We start from the raw sequence: 20,892 nt of genomic DNA on the forward strand, positions 1-20,892 counted from the left end.
CTTATCACTGCCTTTCTAGGACAGGTGGTCGAGTGTCGAAAGCGTCAAATAAATCTTCAAACACAGGATGAACCTGAATAATCCCAACTCGTCCATATAAATCTTGCATAAGGCATTGTCCATTTTCCAATTCTCTTAATCGACGTTGATTGGCTTCATCTTCCGCGTCCACGCCAAAAAATTGCAGCGTTTTTTTAATTTCTGTACTATCCCTGGAACGAAACGCAAATTTCACACCAATATTATTCTTCAATTTTTCGTCTGTTAGATCGTCAGCGTTCTGGGTAACAAAGTACACACCTGCATTCATGGAGCGGCCAGCACGTACCAGTTTATTAGAAAGTGTTTTCCCTTGTGCCACTTGTAAAAAGCTCCAGGCCTCATCAACATCTACAATTTTAAAAATACTGCGATCAGAGTGAATGAAGTCTAAGGCAAATGTAGAAATAATAATTAACATGGCGACACTCAACAATTCCATTGTCGTGTATTCTTCAAAGTTGGTTTCCGCGTCAGGCAATACTAAATCTGCCACCTGTATAATATTGAGCTGTTTTTCTAAGCTGATAGAATTTTGAACCGTTCCGTCTGAAAAGAGAAGGTGGGCAAAGTCATAATCGGTAAAACTTTCGATATGATCTGCAATAGTGGAAGCAAGCGGATTTGGATCACTCCTTAGTTCATGAATCACCAGCATTAAGCCGCGTTCCTCTTGTTGACCGATTGCTCGAATAGCTCGTCGTAAGACAGGAAACTTATCACCATCCCGACTGGAAATACCCGTTAAGAAGGTAAGAATATCAATCGCTAAACTTTCCGAATCCTTCTTATTTTTCATAATGACAAACGGGTCAAGCAGCCCTTGATTGCTTTCTTCACTGGTTAAATTAACGATATTAATTTCATCAGCAATATCAGGTAAAGCTTCTTTCCAGCCGCCACGTTCGCCCTTAGGGTCGACAACCAATGCTTGACCACCAAAAAGAACGGCATAGTATACCAGTAAGTTATTGGAGAACGATTTTCCACCACCAAGTGAACCTAAAAAAGCAGAGGCCAAAGCGTTCGTGACAGAGCCTTTTACACCTTGACTAGCGAGACTAGGATTGAGATAGACATTTCTTCCCGTATCTAAGTTGTACCCAAAATAAATGCCTTCATTTTCTCCTAACATTTGCGTTGCACCAAATCCAAGGCCAGCTAAAAAATCCGAAGTGACATACTGTACATAGTCGGAGATATAGCGTTTACTGGCAGGAATAAATTCACCATGTAAACCCAACATATCGCCAAATGGGCGAACAAGTTTTACATTTAAGTCATCATAAAAATCTTTGACTTCATTACAGCGTTGTTTGAGTTCATCCAAACTAGAAGCAGATACCCGAATGACATAGCTTAACTTATACATGGATTCTTTCGTCTGATCGAGGACATCCTCTAATTCATTGACTTGTTCCAAAGCTTCCAACACGTTATTTCCCGTTTCATTATCTGAATCCATCGCATGGTTATCTAAATCCTTTAATTCCTTTTTCTTATTGCGTACGGTTGATAATGCTTTTTTATTGGTGACTATCTCGACATGCATAGAGGTGTCGATTGGAAACGTGAATTGTTGTTGCTGATAGTAAAAGATTTCATCACTGGGAAATTCCAAATCACCAACAATGGAATTAATGGTAAAGTAAGCAACATAAGTTGTTGTATCTTCCTGTTCCAACTTGATGTAACGCTGTTTTTCTGTAATCAGACAGCGTGTGGGTTTAATGAGGTCATAACGTTTGACGTAAGTTTCTTTTTCACCTTTCTCATAAGAGAGGTTATAACTGTAATCTTCAAAGGCAATACCCGTTTGTCCGTGTAAGTGTTCGATTAAATACCCCATGTCATTTTTCGTTAAAGGCCGAACCTTAAAACGCTTAGTGATTTTATTTTGTAATAATTGTTCCATTTTTAGAAAACGAGCAACTTCACTATGTGGCATAGAAACAAAATCACCCATTAAATGATGATTCACGTCTCGAACAAAGGTTGAGAGAGACGCCGTTACTGATTCTCCCATCGATTTCATACTGACTTCTTCTTCATTCAACAAAAGCTTAAATCCAATAAAGAAACGATAATCGACTTGATGTTCTCCAATCATGGAAACAAGGGCTTCTGTTTGATCGTCAATTCGATTGTAAGCTGCTTCTTGCAGCCTTCCTGTTACAAGTTCTTTACTTCGTTCTTGTACCGAACGAATACTGCTCTCGGTGCTTATCTGTAAGGCATGGATTTTTCCATCTTGATTTTGGGCAATGAGTTGACGAAAGTGTTCGTGTACTTGCATTTTTTCATCTTCAGATAAGAAGGAATAGTTGTATGGCAATAATTCGTAATAAGCAAATGCTTCTCCATCATGATTAAAAACAAGGTTATTTTCGATATATTTAATTGGATAACTCATACGATTTTCCCCCTTACCGCTGTAATGGTTTCATTGACCGATTGTTTTTTAAATTTGACTGGCTTGTTTGCATAGGTCACTTTAGGGCGAAACCAATACGTGATAACAGACTTTAGGAAACCATAAGGTTTTTTGCCGTCAAAGCTCTTTTTACTCATAAACCATGTCAACGCTACTGGAACACCAACATATTTTAATAGTACTCCATCAATCAAAGAGAGGGGAGGAAGGTTTCCAAGTAACATAACGGCCAAAAGAGAAAGCACAAACCAAGTCATCTGCGAAAAAGTGACAGGAAAGGGCAAACGAAAATCGTTGATCGCATAAATGACTTTTTCCACCGACCAAATTCGTGTGTAGCTCTTTAATTTTTTCACGTCTTAACATCCTTTCCAAAGAAAAAAGCAGCCTGTGTCTTGAACTGTGCCCCGTCAAGTAGACAGTAAAAAAACAAAAACTCTATGCAACAGCCTGGTCCCGATATTCCAACGGTGTCAGGCTGTTTAATTTCTCCTGGTAACGTTCTTCATTATAAAATTGGATATATCGATCAATATCCTCTACTAATTCTTCCAAGCTCTTATATCGTTTTAAATCATAAGATTCACTTTTAAAATGGCCAAAAAAGCTTTCTACAGGCGCATTATCAATACATTTCCCAACACGGGACATGCTGCGTGTAATCTCGGCTTTTGTTGTCACCAAACGATATTCCCTCGATGTATATTGCGAACCCCGATCACTATGCAGTAAAGGCGTGGCACCTGGATTTGCTTCCAGTGCTGCTTTAATGGTTTCCATAACCAGCTCATTATCGTTATAATAACCAACCTTATAGGCAACAATCGAACCATCATAAAGGTCTTTAATGACGCTTAAATAAGCTTTATGACTCAGGCTGTATTTTAAATGTGTGATATCCGTTACCCATTTCTGATTTGGCTTGTCTGCCGTAAATTCCCGGTTCAAAATATTCTCCTCCATGTTGACGTAGCTTGTTTTGGTGGAATATCCATTCGAACGACGGATAAATGATTTTAAGCCTAATAAAATCATCAAACGACGAATGCGCTTCAGATTATATCGTTTTCCGTATTTGCGATCAATCACCATTCTGATTCGCCGATAGCCATAGATTCCTCCGTACTGTTTAAAAATCATTTGGATTTTCTTGATTAGCCATGCATTTTCGTCTTCTTGTTCGCCTGGTATGTGATGCAGCCACTTATAATATCCAGAGCGGGACACCTTTAAAATATCGCATAGTAATTGAATCGGCATGCCTGTTTCTTCATGATAGGCATGAATGGCTTCAAATGCCGGGACTTGTTTCCTTAATCGTTCGATCCTCTCCTTTCGATTTCCTCTAACTTTTTTAAGAGACCAGCTTCTGCCTCCAAATATTGATTACGGTGTTCTAATTCCTTAATCCGAAGCTTTAATTTTTCTTCTTCCGTTAGATTTGGCTTAGTTTCTAATGTCTTCCCGCGGCGGTCCTGAAGAGCCTGCTCTCCGTCTTTCTCATATTTACGAACCCAGCTATAAACCTGTTGATAGGAAACTTTATACTTCTCCGCTGCTTGATGATAATTGGAATCATTGGCAATCGCATATTGGACAATCTCTATCCGTTCTTTGAATGTGGTTTTACGTCCTTCGCTCATTTTAACGCTTCCTTTACTAGTGGATTTTATTGCTTTACCACTAGTATAAAGCTTTATCCAACGACGTAAAACGGAAGTGGACGAAATATTAAATTGTTCACATGTTACCTTGAGGCTATTTTCTTGTTCAAGATAGAACGCTACAGCCTGTCTTTTTAATTCCTCTGGGTACTGTTTCCAATTCCTTGACTCCTTCAATCCATCTATCCCATTACTTTTATATTTACGAACCCATTCTTTCACCGTATTTTCATACATTTCATATTTTCTTGCGATAGCACTAATCGGTTTCTTTTCTTCCGTCACCTTTTGTACAATCTCCATACGTTCTTCTAGCGTATGTTTGGTTATTCTTTTAGACATTAAAAATACTCCCTTCCTAGTAGGAGAGAATTTTTATTATTTCTCTGTCTACTATAAAGGGAGCATATCATCTAAACAAGCTGCCTTTCTATTTATTGCTTATATTCAAAGATTCCATGGGAGGTAACAAGAAAATCACCATTGATTTCAAGATCACGTCCGTATGAACTGTAATCAAAATAGTATTGTAAACTGGGATCTACACCACTAAGCATTCCAGTTTCCTCTATATAATACCGAGCTACATCTTCCATACTTTCACAATCAGAGTAACATTCAATAGCATCTTGATGTTCCAATAATTCTTCGACGCTATTAAACCAATAACTCTGTATTTCGGAGAGAGCGTCATACAAGGGAGTGCCTTCAATTTCCTGTACCATTTCACATAAACGATTGATTTCGGAAATCGGCGTGTACTCATGGATTTCAAACGGCAATTCAAAGTCGTGTATGGCGTATTCTTCATATTCACCGTTTAACCCAATTCGTTCTTTTACTTCCTCTACATCAATAGGTGGCGTAAACCAAGCACCAACCGTTTCTCCTTCATTATATTTTCCGAGGTTTGCTATATACACTTGCATTTCCATGTTTTAAAGCCTCCTAACAAAAGAAAAACAGCCTGTTAGTACAAGCTGCTTTTCCATTTATTTTAGATATTCAAATATACCATTGGCAGTCACAAGAAAATTGCCATGAATCTCAAAATCTCGCCCAATAGCTTGATAATCAATATAGTCTTCAAGATTAAAAGGGACTTCTGCAAATAGACGGGTTATACCTGATTCTTCCATCCAAAATTTCGCTATATCTATTAAATCGGTACAATCAGGGTAATAAAGGATTTTATACTGATTTTCAAGTAATTCTTCTAAGCTATTAAACCAATGTTTTTGTACTTCGGGAAGAGCGTCGTATAAGGGGGAACCTTCCATTTCTTGCACCATTCCGCATAAACGATTGATTTCAGAAACAGGTGTGGATTCGTCTATTTCAAAGGGTAAATCATAATCAAAAATGGCATATTCTTTGTATTCCCCGTCCAAACCTATACGTTCTTTCATTTCCTCCAAATCAATAGGTGGTTCAAACCAAGATCCTCTGATTTGATCCTCCTTATATCTATCAAGATTCACAATAAAAACTTGCATTCTCATGGAAATTCACCTCTTTTCTAAAAAAGAATCATAAAAAAAGCACCAGCAAGGTGTTTACTGGTACATCACATAAACTTATTTATCCCTTCCGCGCTACCGCTTGGATCACCATTTGTCTGCAGAACATAAGGAAAGCACTTATCTTCCACAGACAAACGGTACAATTTAAGCCCCTATTATCCTGTTAAATAGGTTTAATAACACATCTTTTACACCTGAAGCGTTAAAGACTAGTCCAACAGCAACGAGAGCAATAATCAGAAAACCTATCAATTTGGAAAACTCACGCTTAAATCCTAAATAAATGCCAATCACAACAATAGCCATTAACACTAAGGATTGTGCGTTGTCCAAAAACCAGTTATAAATATTCTGCCCGAAATTCATTTGACTGTCTCCTTTCTATTTTTCATCATTTTTAGTGGACGGAAGGCGAATCGCTTTCTCTACAGGAACAGTTTGTTGCAAAAGTATCTTTTGATGACGGTCCGATAACTCTGCTTGTGCTAACATATCTTTGATGACAGTGGTTTGATTGATTTCATCCACTTCTGTTGCTAACTTCCAAGTAGGAGCAACCTGATGAGCTAACCATCTCAACGTTTTATCAAATGTGTACGGTTCTGGTTTTGTCGTTAAAGAAATTTTTCGATTCACACCTAAATCCAAAAAGCGTTGCCAATCTGCATTCATTTTCCAACTGCTCCGCCGTTTTTTCTCATCCTTATCTACAAAACGAATGTAACGGTTAATGATGGAGAAGGCGGTTTTTCCTGCGTCCTCATAAGTCATTAAGTCAACAATCGCATGGTAGGCTCGATCATTTTTAAGTCGAATTTCAAAACGATTTTTCACCTCGGTGTCCTCGATAGACGTACCAAATTTCACATACTGCTCATAATCTTTTTCATAGATACTAAAATATACGTCGCTTTTTAACGAACCGATATATAAGGTATGACCCATGTCAGGTTTATCTTCTGCATGAACTAGTTCACCCGAACGATAGCTTTTAAAATTGCGAAATACCGTGACACATTCTTCATTTCTGCATTTTTGAGTGAGAAAGGGGATATCCAAAATTCCTGTCTTATCATTAATGGCAAGGTCAATTCGCTTAAAGACACCACCCACACGAAACACTTCCATAAAAAAATCAAACCATGTGCGTTGTTGGGCTAAAAGGAAATTTTCAAATTGACGACAACCTTTCCCTTTTAGTTCAAGCAGACATCCTTTGTCCTCGTCAGGAGATACCATTACCACAATATCTCCATAGACATATTGCTCAAAGTACGAGTAAAAAGCAAAATCTTCATGAAGCATATAACTCTTTTTTAACTGCAAAATATCTTCAATCACTGGTGTAGGATTCGTTGTTAAAAATCGAATTCGCACATAGTCAAATAATATCTCCAAAGGTGCTTCTGGGTTAAACTGTTCTAAAATATCAAACAAAGTAGTTTGAATAGCTTCTGAAGGTGTCACTTTTCCTGTCTCAATTTCACTTAGATATTGTCTTGAAATCCCAACGTGTATCGCCAATTTATTTTGGGATACGCCATATTCCAATCTCTTTTCTCTTAATACGTGATACCAAGGCATTTGATACACTTGCATTCCTCCTAACTAAAAAAAAGATGTCAACTTTGACTTAAAAGCTGACATCTTTGTGATATATCCCTAACCGTTGTGCCATCAGGCTTTATTGGCTTTTGGAACAGTTTTCAATTGTTTTTCTACCCCCCTGTTAGATAAGGGGGGTTAAAGCGTGGCTGTCGCCACGCAGGCTTAACCCAGCACAGCGCCTTTCGCTTCGCACGGCGCCGCACTGGGCAGCCTTTAGTTTGTGAGTTTACCTATTTCTTTTAGGAAGTCATGTCCTTTAGGGACAAATGGTGTGTAAAATTCAGAGATCACATTATCTCCTTTATCTACATAGCCGCGTCCTTTGATTTGTTTAAGAAAAAATTGCTTTTGCACATCTGACCCAAAAAGCATTCCGTACCCCAGTTCTGATATACGCCCTAAACCTACCCTGAAATTAAATTGGTCACGAATCCCATCCCCAAGGTATTTTGCGTCTGGTCTTTGACAAGCAAGAATTAAGAAGAAGCCTGACTGCCTACCCAACATAACAATCTGTTTCAGTTTACTCATGACTTTGACGCTTTCTTTCCCGACCATTTCCATAAATGAGGTGTACTCGTCAAAGATTAAAAAACGGGCTGGCAAGCCTAAATAGGCATAGTTTTCACCAGTCTTATAATTTGGCATTTGCTTCATTTCTTCGTTCCGTTTCATCATGTCTTCATAGAACTGATCAATACAAGCTGTCATATCTTCCTTTTTGTAGTACACGTCAGGCATAACGGTAGCTAAGTCTGCCAAATCAGCATTTTTAGGATCTAGGATATATAGTTTTGCGTCTGTTTTGAGTAGAGCTTCAATCAGTGTCAGAATAAAATAGCTTTTTCCGCCACCTGTACCGCCAGCGATCAACATATGCGGTAACTTATCATACTCCCAATAAAAAGACTCCATTAATTTTAAACTTCCATCCTGTGCGATAACCTCATCAATGGAAATGCGGTTCGCAATCATATCATAGAAAAGCGTGTACTCCACGTAGGAATCACGTAATTCCTTCGATACCAATTCACAATACAAACCGCTTTCCAGTTTGGTTTCTAAATTTAATAATGGTTCTTGAAACTTGCCAAGTGTAATCTCTACTTGAATGTAAAACAAACCCTTTTCAAACCGATAATAGATTTTCGGAAAATGACTGATTTTCTCCTTTGATTTATTAGATGGGATATCCTTAAAGAAGCTCTCTTGCGTGACTTGTTTTGTTTCGTACCAGCTGTTTTCTAAAACCATTTTAGCAAGTTTTTGACGATGAATAAGCTGTTTGAAGTGGTTATAGCAATAACGATAATAAACAAAAGCACAAGCTGCCGTTAAAACGAGACTAATACACAACGCCACTAATCCATACTTGCTAATAAAATGTGCTTGTAGTTCTTCAAGTTCCCATGTTGTAGACAATAAAAAAGATAAGTGAAAAGGGAGGAAGAATAGAAGCCATATACCAACCAGCGATATAAACACAAATTGAAAAACGAGAGAAGCGTCTTTTTCTCTAATACGTTTCCCTCGTTTTTTGAAAGGTTTCATTCTTATTTATCCTTATTAGGTGGTGTTTTTGATGGTTTTTCTCCAATAGTTGAAGTTGCTTTTCCTTTTAACACGATGTCATCGGCTTTTATATACCAATCGACATCCGCACCACGAAAGGTAGCATTGGCGACCGTATCCGCAATAGGGTTCATAATTTCTACTTCTGCATTATAATCAAACTCTTTTAATGGAACAGAAGCAGGAAGACTTACTTGTATCATGCGTCCTTGTTCCCTGGACTTTAAATCATACGTGCGTTCCTTTACCTCTGTAGAAACAGTACCATCTTCATTTTGAAGGAACACTTCGCGTCGTAAAGCAGAAAATTTCAATACCCCAAATGTTTTTTCCTTATCAATCACAATTCCTTGTGCTAATCTCATGTGATATTCCTCCTTATATGTTGACTATGTTATGCTTTGACGATGTTGTCAGCATGTAGTATATAATTTGTAAAACCACGATCACCGATTTTATAGCCTTCTGCGGTAATACGTGCATTCACCAGTTTTACTTTGTCCTCATGTTCAAAGAATTTTTCCCCAGCTTCATTCGGGAGAACAACCTCAATATCATCTGCCCGTTGAATATCGGAATACAGATTATAACTGCGGGATAATGTTGTCATACGTCCATTAATCCGTCGTTGTTCTACTTTTCCTTCTCCTGCATATTCTAAGTTTCCAAATGTTTTCTCCATATTTGGGATGACATATTTTAGTTCCATAATAATGACCTCTTTTCTTTATTATTTTATTTCTTAAATACATAACAAAAACGATAAAAGCGGAGGAGAACGTGAATAATAAATAATCATATCAAATGACCTCCTGTCACTTCATTTTCTTAACCAAATACTTGTTCTCTGTATTCTTTTTATACAGAAAGAATTCTATAAAAGAATCTTTAAGCTACATAAATTAACTATCTTGAAGCATTTCTTTATATTTTTGAATATCTATTGTGTCTTCTAAATCGCAAAGACGGCTATCCAATCCTCTTTGCACATCTTCTTCTGAATGACCTGCTGCTCTTAAATCCTTTTCTATTTCTGCCTTTACATTATCATCAAGTACACAAATAAAAGTTGTGATATTCATAATCATTCTCCTTTTATAATTAAAAACGATAATCAACACGTCCGTATATTACACACCAAAAAACAATCATGGATTCCCCTTTTTTATCACGCACTAATTTTCCATGAAGAAAAAACGGATACTCTTCAATCTCAACCTCATTCAGCACAAAATGGTCATCAATCCATTCCATGACCTTATCTTCGTATATTTCTTCCTCTTTCAAAGACATCATGTTCCTTCTCCTTTCCTGCGTCTTTATCCATTAAAAAAGCATGTCAGATGACCATAATCCAACAAGCTAAGAAATTAATTATCTATAAACTTTCTGCAACACCAGCCATAATATATTCGGCACATGGTACAGCAATTGAATTTCCAAGTGCTTTATATCTGGCATAATCGCTGATTGCTTTTTCTTGTTCTCCAAAAGCTGTCCAGCCTTCGGGCAATCCCATCAAACGTTCACATTCCAATGGAGTAAGCTGCCGAATAAAACCTTCTTTTTCTTTCCCTTCATACCAAAACGAAAAAAGATTAACGGAACCAGCTAGCATTGTTGGAAAAGGGTCATCTGTCTTTCCGAAACTTCCAATGAATCCTGTTTCGTTTTTTTCTTTTGCGGCACTTCGCATACGTCTTTCTTGAAAGGGTCGGATGATGGGTATGTTCCTCCTTGTTTCTTTAACAGGTATTCCACAGGAGCCGGCGGAGGACAGCCTGTTTTTTCCGCAAGACGCAGGAAACGATTGCAAATCACGGGCTTTAAATAATATTTCTTTGGCACGGTTTCCTCTAAAATCTGCCACGAGGAAGATACGTCTTCTTCTTTGAGCGAGAGTGGGCTTTCCCCAATATCGGGCGTCCAACAATCGCCAACAGACATCAACGTTGTTCCCTCGAACCATTCCGGCGTTTGCCCATCCTCCAGAAGTAGGCATTGGAATTTTGGAACCTGTGAAAGATTCCAGCACGGCTTTAAAATCCATCCTGTTATTTGATGAAAAAGCTCCCATGACGTTTTCCCAAACAGCGATAACTGGATAGACACCATTCGTTGCACACCTCATTTCTTCAATAATTCGTAATGCTTGATAAAATAAGTTGGATTTACTTCCAGCAAGGCCTTCTCGCTTACCAATGTTAGATAAATCCTGACAAGGAGAACCAAAGGTAATGATATGAACAGGTGGTATTTCTCCACCATCTATTTTTGTAATATCTCCAAGATGAAGCATATTAGGAAAATGACGTTTCGTAATTGCAATTGGTGCCTTCTCAACTTCACTTGCCCAAACAGGTTTCACTCCATAAAAAGAAGCAGCTAAAGGAAATACACCGATTCCATCAAATAAACTTCCTAACGTAAGAAGTTTCATATCAATCACAACCTTTATTTCATTTATTAGAGGTTCATTTTTTATAAGAAAATCAATAAATTCTCAAAATAAATTTCCAATTTTGACATAAAAAAATAGACGTTCATTTTTCTGAACGCCTAAAATTTTTAAACTTACTTATTATGGAATTTTTATTTTGTTGTGTCTCCATATACCAGATTGATTCCCACTGAAACGTCAACATGATGTTTTAGCACTTTTTTTCGCCCATTTTGACCATCAGGTATAAATTGGTAATGCTTGTGAAACACTGTCATACTAAGGATTTCGACGTATTCTTCCGTTGTATCGAAACTATAACCTCCACATGTGTCGTCTGCGGAAACATATCCACTGGTTGCACTTCTTTCACCTCGTAATCCCCATCTGCTAATATGCGCAAGTCTCGTGCCAGTGTAGATGGGTTACAGGAAACATAAACAATCCGCTCTGGTTTCATTTGCAGCATTGCTTGTAATAGGGCCTGATCACAGCCTTTTCGTGGTGGGTCGACGACGATGACATCTGGGTGTAATCCTTGTGCCTGCCACCATGGTAAGACCTTTTCAGCTTGACCAACAAAGAATTCGGCGTTGTCGATATGATTTAATCTGGCATTTGCCTTTGCGTCGTTAATCGCCTCTGGTACGATCTCGACTCCATATATTTGCTTTGCTTGCTGAGCCAGGAAGAGTGAAATGGTTCCAATTCCACAATAGGCATCGATCACTGTTTCGCTGCCGGTTAAGTTGGCATATTGCAAAGCCTTGTCATAAAGCTTTTTCGTTTGGATTGGGTTGACCTGATAAAAGGATTTAGCGGAAATAGCAAAACGTATATCACCAATTTCATCATAAATATATTCCTCGCCCCATAGTACCTTGGTTTTCTTACCCAAAATCACATTGGTACGATCTGGGTTGACATTGTGAATAATCGACTTTACATTTGGATAATGTTCGGTAATTTCCTTAACTAACTGATCAAGACCATGTACTTTGCTTGGCTTAGTAATAATCACGACCATCATTTGCTTAGTCACTTGACCTGAACGAACCATAATATGTCGCAGCACGCCACGATGCTGTTTTTCATCATAGGCAGGGATACCTAAGCGATTGGCAATCTCACGGATGTGACCGACCATTTCATCATTGGCGTGATCCGTGATAATACAGCGATCCATGTCTGTGATAATATCATGGCTTTTCTTGCGGTAAAAACCGGTAATCAATTCCCCATTTTTGTCGCCGACAGGGATCTGCACCTTATTTCGGTAACGCCATGGGTCTTTCATTCCGATCGTTGGATGGACCATAATATGGTCGAACTGACCAAATTTTTTTAATGCGCTGACTACCTGTGTGCGTTTCCTGTCCAATTGCATCTCGTAATCCATATGCTGCAATTGGCAACCGCCGCATTTGTAATAAACATTACAAGGAGGATCTACTCGATGTTTACTTGGTTCGATGAGTTTCGTTAATCGACCAAAGCCAAAATTCTTTTTCACCTTGATAACTTTTACCTCGGCCGTTTCGCCTGGCAGTCCATAAGGAACAAATAAGGGATAGCCGTTCACTTTTCCAACGCCATCGCCTTCATGGGTAATATCTTCAAATCTTATTTCAAGGGTTTGATTTTTCTGTACAGGAGGGGTTGTTTTTGTCATGTTATCTACTTCCTTTTCATCAGTCGACATTAGATCTTATCGTATCTTGTCCAAATTTTATCATAGCTATCTACAAATAGGAAATAGCCTGTCTAAATAGATCATTTCCTGGGAAATAATAATCAGGCTTGATCCTATAATATGCGAAAAAAAGCACACTCTTACTCAGAATGTGCCTCATTACTTATTCTTTTTATGGTTTCCTGTTTCTCCATAAATGTCGAGGAGACAAAAAACTCAATATGCTGATACAAATTTTCAAATTCTCCTGGCAGCATACCGCCAAATTCCCCGTCGATATTCAATTGCATTTTTTCTTCAGCATGTACCTTAATACGATTTGCCTTGGCATAAAAGATATGATCGTCTTCTAGATGTGCCCCTTTTGTTGCGAGACTAGCAATGCGTACAAATTCAGCAAGATTTGTTTTGCGAAGGATCAATAAATCGAAATAACCATCGTTCATTTGAGCAGCAGGGGCGAGTTTTTCAAAACCACCAACCGAATTCGTATTCGAAACGAGAAAGAGCATAATCTCATCTTCAAATATATGACCATCGTATTCAATCGTTGCTTTGATTGGTTTCAAGGATGGTAACATTTCCATCCCTTTCAAATAATAAGCCAACTGTCCTAACATCGTTTTTAGCTTACTTGGCACCTCGTAGGTTAGCTCTGTCAGTTTACCACCACCGGCAATATTCATAAAGTGATGATCGTTGACTTTCCCGATATCCAGTCGCATCGTATGATGTTCTAATATGGTGTCTACTGCCTTATGAATCTCACGGGGAATACCTAACGCTCTGGCAAAGTCATTCGTTGTGCCCACTGGAATAATTGCTAATTTAGGGCGATTGGGCTGTTCTGCTATTCCATGAACCACCTCATTTACGGTTCCATCTCCACCTGCAGCAATAATCAAATCAAATTGCTGTTCTACAGCCTTTCTTGCAGCGTTTATCCCATCTCCTTCGGATGTCGTTGCATGTGCAGAAGTTTCATATCCTGCCTCTTCAAACTTTCGAAGTACTTCCGGCAGTTCTTTTTTAAATGCCTCCCGCCCAGATGTTGGGTTGTAGATTATGCGTGCACGCTTCATCTTGTTCTCTCCTTCAACGTAAGTTGCTACCTTCTATCATAATCCTTTTCCGCCTAAAAGCAAACTTGCAGAAGATCCGTTTCATCATTCCGCTTAACATAATAGGAAAGGCAGGGAAAAGGACTGTGCGGCTCTGCACACTCCTTTTCCAAGCCTTTACCGCTTGTTGATTTCCTCTAGAATGATTTTGTTTACCATTGGCGGATTGGCTTGACCTTTGGTAGCCTTCATTGTTTGGCCAACTAGGAATCCGAGTGCCTTATCCTTACCATTCTTATAATCAACGATCGATTGTTCATTTTCATCAAGAATCTTACTAATAATCTCGCGTAACTGTCCTTCATCTGATATTTGTACAAGTCCCTTGTCTTTCACAATCTGATCAGGATCGCCACCATTTTTCACTAGCTCGGCGAACACTTTCTTCGCCATTTTCGATGAGATCGTACCATCCGCAATCAGCTGAATCATTTTCGCAAGGGCTTCAGGGGTCATTTTCAACTCATGAAGTTCTACCTGTTCTTTGTTTAAAAAGGCAGATACCTCACCCATCAGCCAGTTCGATGCTTGTTTGACATCTGCACCTGCGGCAATGGCTCCTTCAAAGAAATCAGACATTTCCTTGGTACTCGTTAAGACGGCTGCGTCATAAGCTGGTAAGTCTAACTCCTGCACATAACGCTCTCGTCTGGCATCAGGAAGTTCAGGAATTTCTGCACGAATACGTTCTTTCCATGCATCATCAATATATAAAGGTACCAAATCTGGTTCTGGGAAATAACGATAGTCGTCAGAACCTTCTTTGACACGCATCAAGATCGTTTCCTTGGTTTGTTCATCATAGCGACGAGTTTCTTGAAGAATTTCACCGCCGGCAAGTAATACTTCACGCTGGCGCTTTTCTTCAAATTCCAAGCCTTTTTGCACAAAAGAGAAGGAATTCAAGTTTTTTAGTTCGGTTTTGGTACCAAATGCTTCCTGACCTACTGGGCGAATGGAGATATTGGCATCACAACGAAGGGAGCCCTCTTCCATCTTACAATCAGATACACCGGTATACTGAATAATATTTTTTAATTTCTCGAGATAGGCGTAGGCCTCTTCTGGTGTACGGATATCAGGCTCAGATACAATCTCCACTAACGGTGTACCTTGACGATTATAGTCTACAAGCGAATAACCATCGTCACCATGGGTTAATTTACCGGCATCTTCTTCCAAATGAAGGCGGGTAATACCGATTTTTTTCTTTTCACCATTTACTTCAATTTCGATCCAACCATGTTCTCCAATCGGTTGATCAAATTGCGAAATTTGGTATGCTTTAGGGTTATCTGGATAAAAATAGTTCTTCCGATCGAACTTAGTATCTGTAGCAATCTCACAATTAATCGCCATCGCAGCTTTCATCGCATAGTTTACGGCCTCTTCATTCAATACAGGTAGAACCCCTGGATAACCTAAGTCAATTGGATTTACATTACTATTTGGTTCGGACCCAAAGGCGTTGGAGGCAGGGCTAAAGATTTTTGAAGCTGTTTTCAATTCTACGTGTACCTCTAAACCGATGATTGTTTCAAAGTTTGTCATTATTGGTCACCTCCCAAGCTAGGGCGTTTGGTATGAAAATCTGTTGCTTTTTCAAAGGCATATGCGGTACGGTAGATCATCGATTCATCGAAATGCTTACCAATAATTTGTAACCCTATTGGTAAACCTTTGCTCGAGAAACCACACGGTATCGAGATACCTGGTAAACCAGCTAAGTTAACTGGCGTTGTTAATACATCATCTGTATACATGGTTAACGGGTCATCGATTTTTTCCCCAACTTTATAGGCAGGGGTTGGTGTTGTTGGACCTACAACCACATCATAATCAGCAAAAATTTTGTCGAAATCATGTTTAATCAACGTACGTACCTTCTGTGCTTTTTTATAATAGGCATCATAATAACCAGAGCTGAGGGCAAACGTTCCCAGCATGATCCGACGTTTTACTTCGTCGCCAAAGCCTTCTGCACGGGATTCTTTAAACATGTCTATCATATCAACAGGCTTCTCGGTACGCTTACCGTAGCGGACACCGTCAAAACGAGCAAGGTTGGAACTTGCTTCTGAAGATGCCAATAAATAATAAGCAGCAACGGCATATTTAGAGTGTGGCAGAGAAACCTCTTCCCAAGTTGCTCCCAACTCCTCATATTGCTTCAGTGCAGCTAATATGGCATTTTTTACTTCTGGATCAACACCTTCTGCCAGATATTCTTTCGGAACGGCAATGCGCAAACCTTTGACATCCTGATTAAGTGCCTCACTATAGGAAGGAATATCCACATTTGCGGATGTTGAATCCATCTTATCATGGCCAACGATCGCCTGTAATAAGTGAGCATTATCTTCTACGGTTCTCGTAATCGGACCAATCTGATCTAAGGAAGAAGCGAAAGCCACTAAACCAAAGCGAGAAACCAAACCATACGTAGGTTTTAAGCCAACGACACCACAGAAGGCTGCAGGCTGGCGGATCGATCCACCTGTATCAGAACCTAGAGAGAATAGTACCTCTCCTGCTGCCACGGCTGCTGCAGAACCACCACTGGAGCCACCTGGTACATAATCGGTATTCCAAGGATTGCGCGTATTAGGATAACTGGAATTTTCAGTAGAAGAGCCCATCGCAAACTCGTCCATATTCAGTTTTCCAATTGTAACAGTTTTTTCTTTATTCAATTTCTGAATAACCGTTGCATCATACAGCGGGTCGGTTAAATTATCGAGGATTTGGCTAGCACATGTAGTGCGTAATCCTTTCGTAACGATATTATCTTTAATTCCAATTGGCATACCATACAGAATAGCAGCCTCTGTTCCCAGTTGTTCATCTAATTCTTTTGCCTGTCGCTCTGCTTCCGCTTTATTTAATGTAATAAATGCCTTGACTTGATCATCGACTTCATCGATACGATCAAACGAGGCTTGTACAAGATCACTAACGGTAATTTCTTTGTTATGTAGCTTGTCTTGTAATTCTTTTAATGAATAATCAAAAAGTGACAAATGAAACCCTCCTTATTCTAAGATAGATGGTACACGGAACTGACCATCCGCTTGATCTGGCGCATTTTTGAGCGCGTCTTCTTTGGTAATCCATTCTGCTGCTTCATCTTTACGCAGCACATTCTTTAAATCGAGAACATGTGTCGTTGGTTCTACCTCACTAGTGTCCAATTCATTAAGTAACTCTGCGTAATTAATGATATCCCCTAGTTGTTGGGTAAACATCTCTACTTCTTTTTCATTTAATGCAAGACGAGCTAAATTTGCCACGTGCTTTACTTGTTCTTTTGAAATCTCCGCCACGTGTTTCACCTCCATGTATTATTTTCATATTAATAAATTTGTTAGTGGGACTTATCGAGGAATCCGTCCACTATCCCTTACTTCCAAACTTTTTTACCTTCTCAAGTCTGGAAGCAAGGAGGTTCGGACGTTTGCACCATGATAAAATACATAACGTATATTTTACCATTAATTCTGCTTTTCTAAAACCGTTTTGTGCCATAAGTTTTCATAAAGCCTTCATTGATGCTTAGCTAGACTGATCAGAATGTATTGTAGGAAAACGTACGAACATTTAATGCAGAATAAATAGATTTAACGGTAAATATGCACAAATCCCTCTTCTTCTCCTGCTTCCCTGACAATTACTGCTTCTTGCCTTTCACCGGATTTTATATTGATTTCAATCGGATATTCATTGGAAAAACCGGATAGCACCAGACCATAGACATATTGCGTAAAACCAATCAATTCCGCCTTACCATAAAAAGAAACTGGAATATCAACCGTTAACCTGCGCAAATTGCCATCTTGGAAAAAGCCTCTGCCTATTACACTTACATAGTTGGGAAAATACGAAGCAACATCTGATTCAAAATCAACTAACGTTGCCGCTATATCTGGGCTAACCTCTTGCGCATGATTAGACGGGAATAACACGGTTTCCTCGTTAATATCATCCCAATCATCTACAGAGGCGCTATCGGCAGGAACATTGCTTACTGCTACATAATGTCCTGGAACTAACGAGTTCTGATCGGCTTCCCGGTATATAGCTAAACGGATCGGTACATTTGGGATGTCTTCCATTTCTCGAATTCGTTGCACGACCTCATTTGCCACTCGATTGGCCTCTGTTCGCATTTCAGATTCGGAAATGTCTTCATAATAGTAAGGTCCGCCGGTTTCCGTTTGAAAACGATAGACCGATTTCATCGCAATCGCAATCGACATACCAGCCAATTCAACTGAGTCATCTTCTGTCTTTCTTAAATAATTTTGTTCCAAGATATGAGAAAGGTACCTTGGATTATTTTCTTCTGCTTCTCGCGCGGAATCTGCTTCTTCTAATTCCGGGTTTAATCCTTCCGGGCTTTCCTCTGAATCAAAACGTTCGAGCCAGGAATACAGAACGTTATCTGTTAAATACTGTCCCTCCTGAAAATAATAATCTTCCGGGTTAAATGGTTCTTTCGAATGGCGACGCAATCCTTCTTCTAGCTCGTCTATGTCCACACGATTGGCAATTTGATTGGTAATAACCCCTCTAGCCTGACTTAAATTGGAATCAATCAAGACACGATAATTTTCCTCAGTCACATTATACTTTGGAATAATCGCTGTATCATCTAGTGAATCCTCGACATTGTCATCGATGACTGCATCCTCCGGTTGATCACCAAAATCGGGGGAACAGCCTGCTGCTAGAAGTACCATTACCATAAGCACGGCTAGACTCTTCTTCACGGTGTTTCCTCCTCTAAGGCGGCTTGAAGTTGTGACTCCTCCCAAACCTCTACATCTAATTCTCTTGCTTTTGTTAACTTAGAACCAGCATCTTCTCCGACAATAACCAAGTCAGTCTTTTTACTTACACTTCCTGTTATTTTACCACCAAGTGCTTCTATTCGCTGCTTCACCTCTTGTCTCGTATATATCGATAATTTTCCAGTTAATACAACTGTTTTATCCGCAAATAGACTATCGGAAGACACTTCTGCTAATTTCGGACCGAGATAGGTCATGTTTAATCCCAGTCCTTTTAATTCTGCCATTAATTCCTGGACCTTATCATCGGCAAAATATCGAACAATCGAATCGGCCATTTTATCGCCTATTTCATCAATGGCAATCAAATCCTCCAAATCTGCTTCCTGCAGTCGATCCATCGAATCAAAATGAGCAGCGAGTGTCCTGGCTGCTTTGGATCCTACGAAACGAATGCCTAGTCCAAATAACAAGCGCTCTAAGGAGTTTTCTTTCGATGCTTCAATAGCAGACAACAAGTTGGCGGTTGATTTTTCCCCCATTCGCTCTAGTTGAATCAGCTCGTCGTGGTCTAATCGATATAAATCGGCAATCGTCTGGACATAACCTTCTTTAAATAGTTGCTCAATCACCTTTTCCCCTAAGCCATCAATATTCATCGCTAATCTGGAGACAAAATGAATCAGCCCCTCTTGTAATTGGGCCGGACAATTGGGATTAATGCAACGCAAGGCAACTTCTTCTTCTAAACGAATCAGCTCGTCCTGACAAGATGGACAGTGCTTTGGCATCGAAAAGGGCTCCAAATCATCGCTGCGTTCTTCCATAACAACCTTTACGACCTCAGGGATAATATCTCCTGCTTTTTTGATTATAACGGTGTCTCCGATGCGGATGTCCTTTTCTTTAATTAAATCTTCATTATGCAAAGAAGCTCGTTGTACCGTGCTTCCTGCTACCTTGACGGCTTCGAGAATGGCTGTAGGTGTAACCACTCCGGTACGCCCGACGCTCAATTCAATATCAACTAATCGAGTGACAGCCTCTTCAGCAGGGAATTTATAGGCAATCGCCCATCGTGGACTTTTGGCGGTAAAACCGAGCTGTTCTTGTGCTTCTAAGTTATCTACTTTGACGACAATGCCATCAATATCGTAAGAAAGTCTTGCCCGTTTTTCCACCCATTGATGGACAAAATCCAATACTTGTTCTATTCCTATACATTTACGCCATTCGGGATTGGTCTTAAACCCTAACTTTTGTAGATAGTTTAACCGTTCGCTATGCGTCTCTAGCGTACCTGCCTCCCATTCCCCAACGGCATATAAGAAAATATCCAAGTGGCGCTTGGCTGCAATTTGCGGATTTAATTGACGTAAGGATCCAGCGGCAGCATTCCTTGGGTTAGCAAAAAGTGCTTCTCCTTCTTGCTCACGCGCTTCATTTAAAGCAGCAAAAGACTGTTGCGGCATGTAGGCTTCCCCGCGTACCTCTACTGGAGAATGTTCCTTAATCCGAAGCGGAATACTCTTAATCGTTTTGAGGTTACTGGTAATATCCTCTCCTGTGACGCCATCCCCACGAGTAGCACCTTGTACAAAAAGTCCATCTTGATAACGCAAGGAAACCGCCAGACCATCAATCTTCAACTCACATACATAAGTCACATTGTCGATACCGAGACCTTCACGGACACGGCGATCAAAGTCAACCAGATCACCTTCATTAAAGGCATTGCCAAGACTAAGCATCGGGACTCGATGTGTCACTTTCTCAAATGCATCTAACGGCGGTCCCCCTACTCGTTGGGAAGGGGAATCTCCTGTCACAAGGTAAGGAAATTCCGTTTCAATATCTTTTAATTCTTTCATTTTTTTATCATATTCTATATCAGGTATCGTTGGCTGATCCAATACATGATATTGATAATTATGCGTATTCAGTTCGTCACGCAGTGCCTCTAAGCGCTCACGTGCCTCTTGTTCTGTCATGCAGGAAAACACCTCCT

General features: G+C 39.6%; 20 protein-coding genes. All 20 read right to left on the reverse strand.

Annotation, left to right across the window (positions count from 1 at the left end):
• Positions 1-4: 4 nt before the first annotated feature.
• Entirely contained in the window at positions 5-2,452 is a 2,448-nt protein-coding gene (gene tcpF / locus E0E32_RS17045) for a conjugal transfer ATPase TcpF (protein ID WP_042533098.1), read from the reverse strand.
• The gene (locus E0E32_RS17050; protein WP_042533096.1) at positions 2,449-2,829 is read right to left on the reverse strand and encodes a conjugal transfer protein; all 381 of its coding nucleotides are present in this window, start codon (positions 2,827-2,829) and stop codon (positions 2,449-2,451) included. The genes tcpF and E0E32_RS17050 overlap by 4 nt, the downstream gene beginning before the upstream one ends.
• 82 nt (positions 2,830-2,911) lie before the next feature.
• Positions 2,912-4,479, reverse strand: a protein-coding gene (locus tag E0E32_RS17055) for an IS3 family transposase (RefSeq protein ID WP_434059220.1) whose coding sequence is annotated in 2 segments (ribosomal slippage) — positions 2,912-3,834 and positions 3,834-4,479 — 1,569 coding nt in all. Because the reading frame shifts where the segments join, the coding sequence is not laid out codon by codon here.
• 92 nt (positions 4,480-4,571) lie between these two features.
• Positions 4,572-5,072 carry an antirestriction protein ArdA gene (locus tag E0E32_RS17060; RefSeq protein ID WP_042533094.1) on the reverse strand — a complete coding sequence of 167 codons (501 nt, stop codon included), beginning with the start codon at positions 5,070-5,072 and terminating at the stop codon, positions 4,572-4,574.
• Between the two features lie 57 nt (positions 5,073-5,129).
• Entirely contained in the window at positions 5,130-5,639 is a 510-nt protein-coding gene (locus E0E32_RS17065) for an antirestriction protein ArdA (protein WP_042533093.1), read from the reverse strand.
• Between the two features lie 165 nt (positions 5,640-5,804).
• Positions 5,805-6,026, reverse strand: a complete 222-nt coding sequence (locus tag E0E32_RS17070; RefSeq protein WP_042533092.1) for a hypothetical protein — start codon at positions 6,024-6,026, stop codon at positions 5,805-5,807.
• A gap of 15 nt (positions 6,027-6,041) precedes the next feature.
• Positions 6,042-7,259 (reverse strand): MobT family relaxase, encoded by a 1,218-nt coding sequence (gene mobT / locus E0E32_RS17075; RefSeq protein WP_042533091.1) that lies wholly within the window; start codon positions 7,257-7,259, stop codon positions 6,042-6,044.
• A 222-nt stretch (positions 7,260-7,481) separates the two neighbouring features.
• Positions 7,482-8,819 carry an FtsK/SpoIIIE domain-containing protein gene (locus E0E32_RS17080; protein WP_130860294.1) on the reverse strand — a complete coding sequence of 446 codons (1,338 nt, stop codon included), beginning with the start codon at positions 8,817-8,819 and terminating at the stop codon, positions 7,482-7,484.
• A gap of 2 nt (positions 8,820-8,821) precedes the next feature.
• On the reverse strand, positions 8,822-9,205 hold the full coding sequence (locus tag E0E32_RS17085) for a YdcP family protein (protein WP_066186230.1): 384 nt from the start codon (positions 9,203-9,205) through the stop codon (positions 8,822-8,824).
• A gap of 29 nt (positions 9,206-9,234) precedes the next feature.
• A complete protein-coding gene (locus E0E32_RS17090; protein ID WP_066186233.1) occupies positions 9,235-9,549 on the reverse strand; it encodes a YdcP family protein in 315 nt (104 codons plus the stop codon).
• 193 nt (positions 9,550-9,742) lie between these two features.
• Positions 9,743-9,922 carry a hypothetical protein gene (locus E0E32_RS17100; RefSeq protein ID WP_066186235.1) on the reverse strand — a complete coding sequence of 60 codons (180 nt, stop codon included), beginning with the start codon at positions 9,920-9,922 and terminating at the stop codon, positions 9,743-9,745.
• 19 nt (positions 9,923-9,941) lie between these two features.
• Positions 9,942-10,136, reverse strand: coding sequence for a hypothetical protein (locus E0E32_RS17105; RefSeq protein WP_066186238.1), 195 nt, complete (start codon positions 10,134-10,136; stop codon positions 9,942-9,944).
• Positions 10,137-10,218: 82 nt separating this feature from the next.
• A complete protein-coding gene (locus tag E0E32_RS17110; protein ID WP_066186241.1) occupies positions 10,219-11,280 on the reverse strand; it encodes a DNA cytosine methyltransferase in 1,062 nt (353 codons plus the stop codon).
• A 274-nt stretch (positions 11,281-11,554) separates the two neighbouring features.
• A complete protein-coding gene (gene rlmD, locus E0E32_RS17115) occupies positions 11,555-12,952 on the reverse strand; it encodes a 23S rRNA (uracil(1939)-C(5))-methyltransferase RlmD (RefSeq protein WP_066186244.1) in 1,398 nt (465 codons plus the stop codon).
• A gap of 161 nt (positions 12,953-13,113) precedes the next feature.
• A complete protein-coding gene (locus tag E0E32_RS17120; protein WP_066186246.1) occupies positions 13,114-14,055 on the reverse strand; it encodes a diacylglycerol kinase in 942 nt (313 codons plus the stop codon).
• Between the two features lie 156 nt (positions 14,056-14,211).
• Positions 14,212-15,645, reverse strand: a complete 1,434-nt coding sequence (gene gatB / locus E0E32_RS17125; RefSeq protein ID WP_066186249.1) for an Asp-tRNA(Asn)/Glu-tRNA(Gln) amidotransferase subunit GatB — start codon at positions 15,643-15,645, stop codon at positions 14,212-14,214.
• Positions 15,645-17,114: an Asp-tRNA(Asn)/Glu-tRNA(Gln) amidotransferase subunit GatA gene (gene gatA / locus E0E32_RS17130; protein WP_066186252.1), complete on the reverse strand. Its 1,470-nt coding sequence runs from the start codon at positions 17,112-17,114 to the stop codon at positions 15,645-15,647. The genes gatB and gatA overlap by 1 nt, the downstream gene beginning before the upstream one ends.
• Before the next feature lie 12 nt (positions 17,115-17,126).
• Positions 17,127-17,417, reverse strand: coding sequence for an Asp-tRNA(Asn)/Glu-tRNA(Gln) amidotransferase subunit GatC (gene gatC / locus E0E32_RS17135; RefSeq protein ID WP_066186255.1), 291 nt, complete (start codon positions 17,415-17,417; stop codon positions 17,127-17,129).
• Positions 17,418-17,711: 294 nt separating this feature from the next.
• Complete coding sequence (locus tag E0E32_RS17140; RefSeq protein ID WP_066186258.1) at positions 17,712-18,863, reverse strand: CamS family sex pheromone protein; 1,152 nt, start codon at positions 18,861-18,863, stop codon at positions 17,712-17,714.
• Entirely contained in the window at positions 18,860-20,875 is a 2,016-nt protein-coding gene (ligA, locus tag E0E32_RS17145) for an NAD-dependent DNA ligase LigA (protein ID WP_066186261.1), read from the reverse strand. Before ligA ends, E0E32_RS17140 begins: the two co-directional genes overlap by 4 nt.
• Positions 20,876-20,892: the final 17 nt, after the last annotated feature.

This window comes from Gracilibacillus phocaeensis, assembly GCF_900626275.1.
GTDB classification, from domain to species: Bacteria; Bacillota; Bacilli; order Bacillales; family Amphibacillaceae; genus Gracilibacillus; species Gracilibacillus timonensis.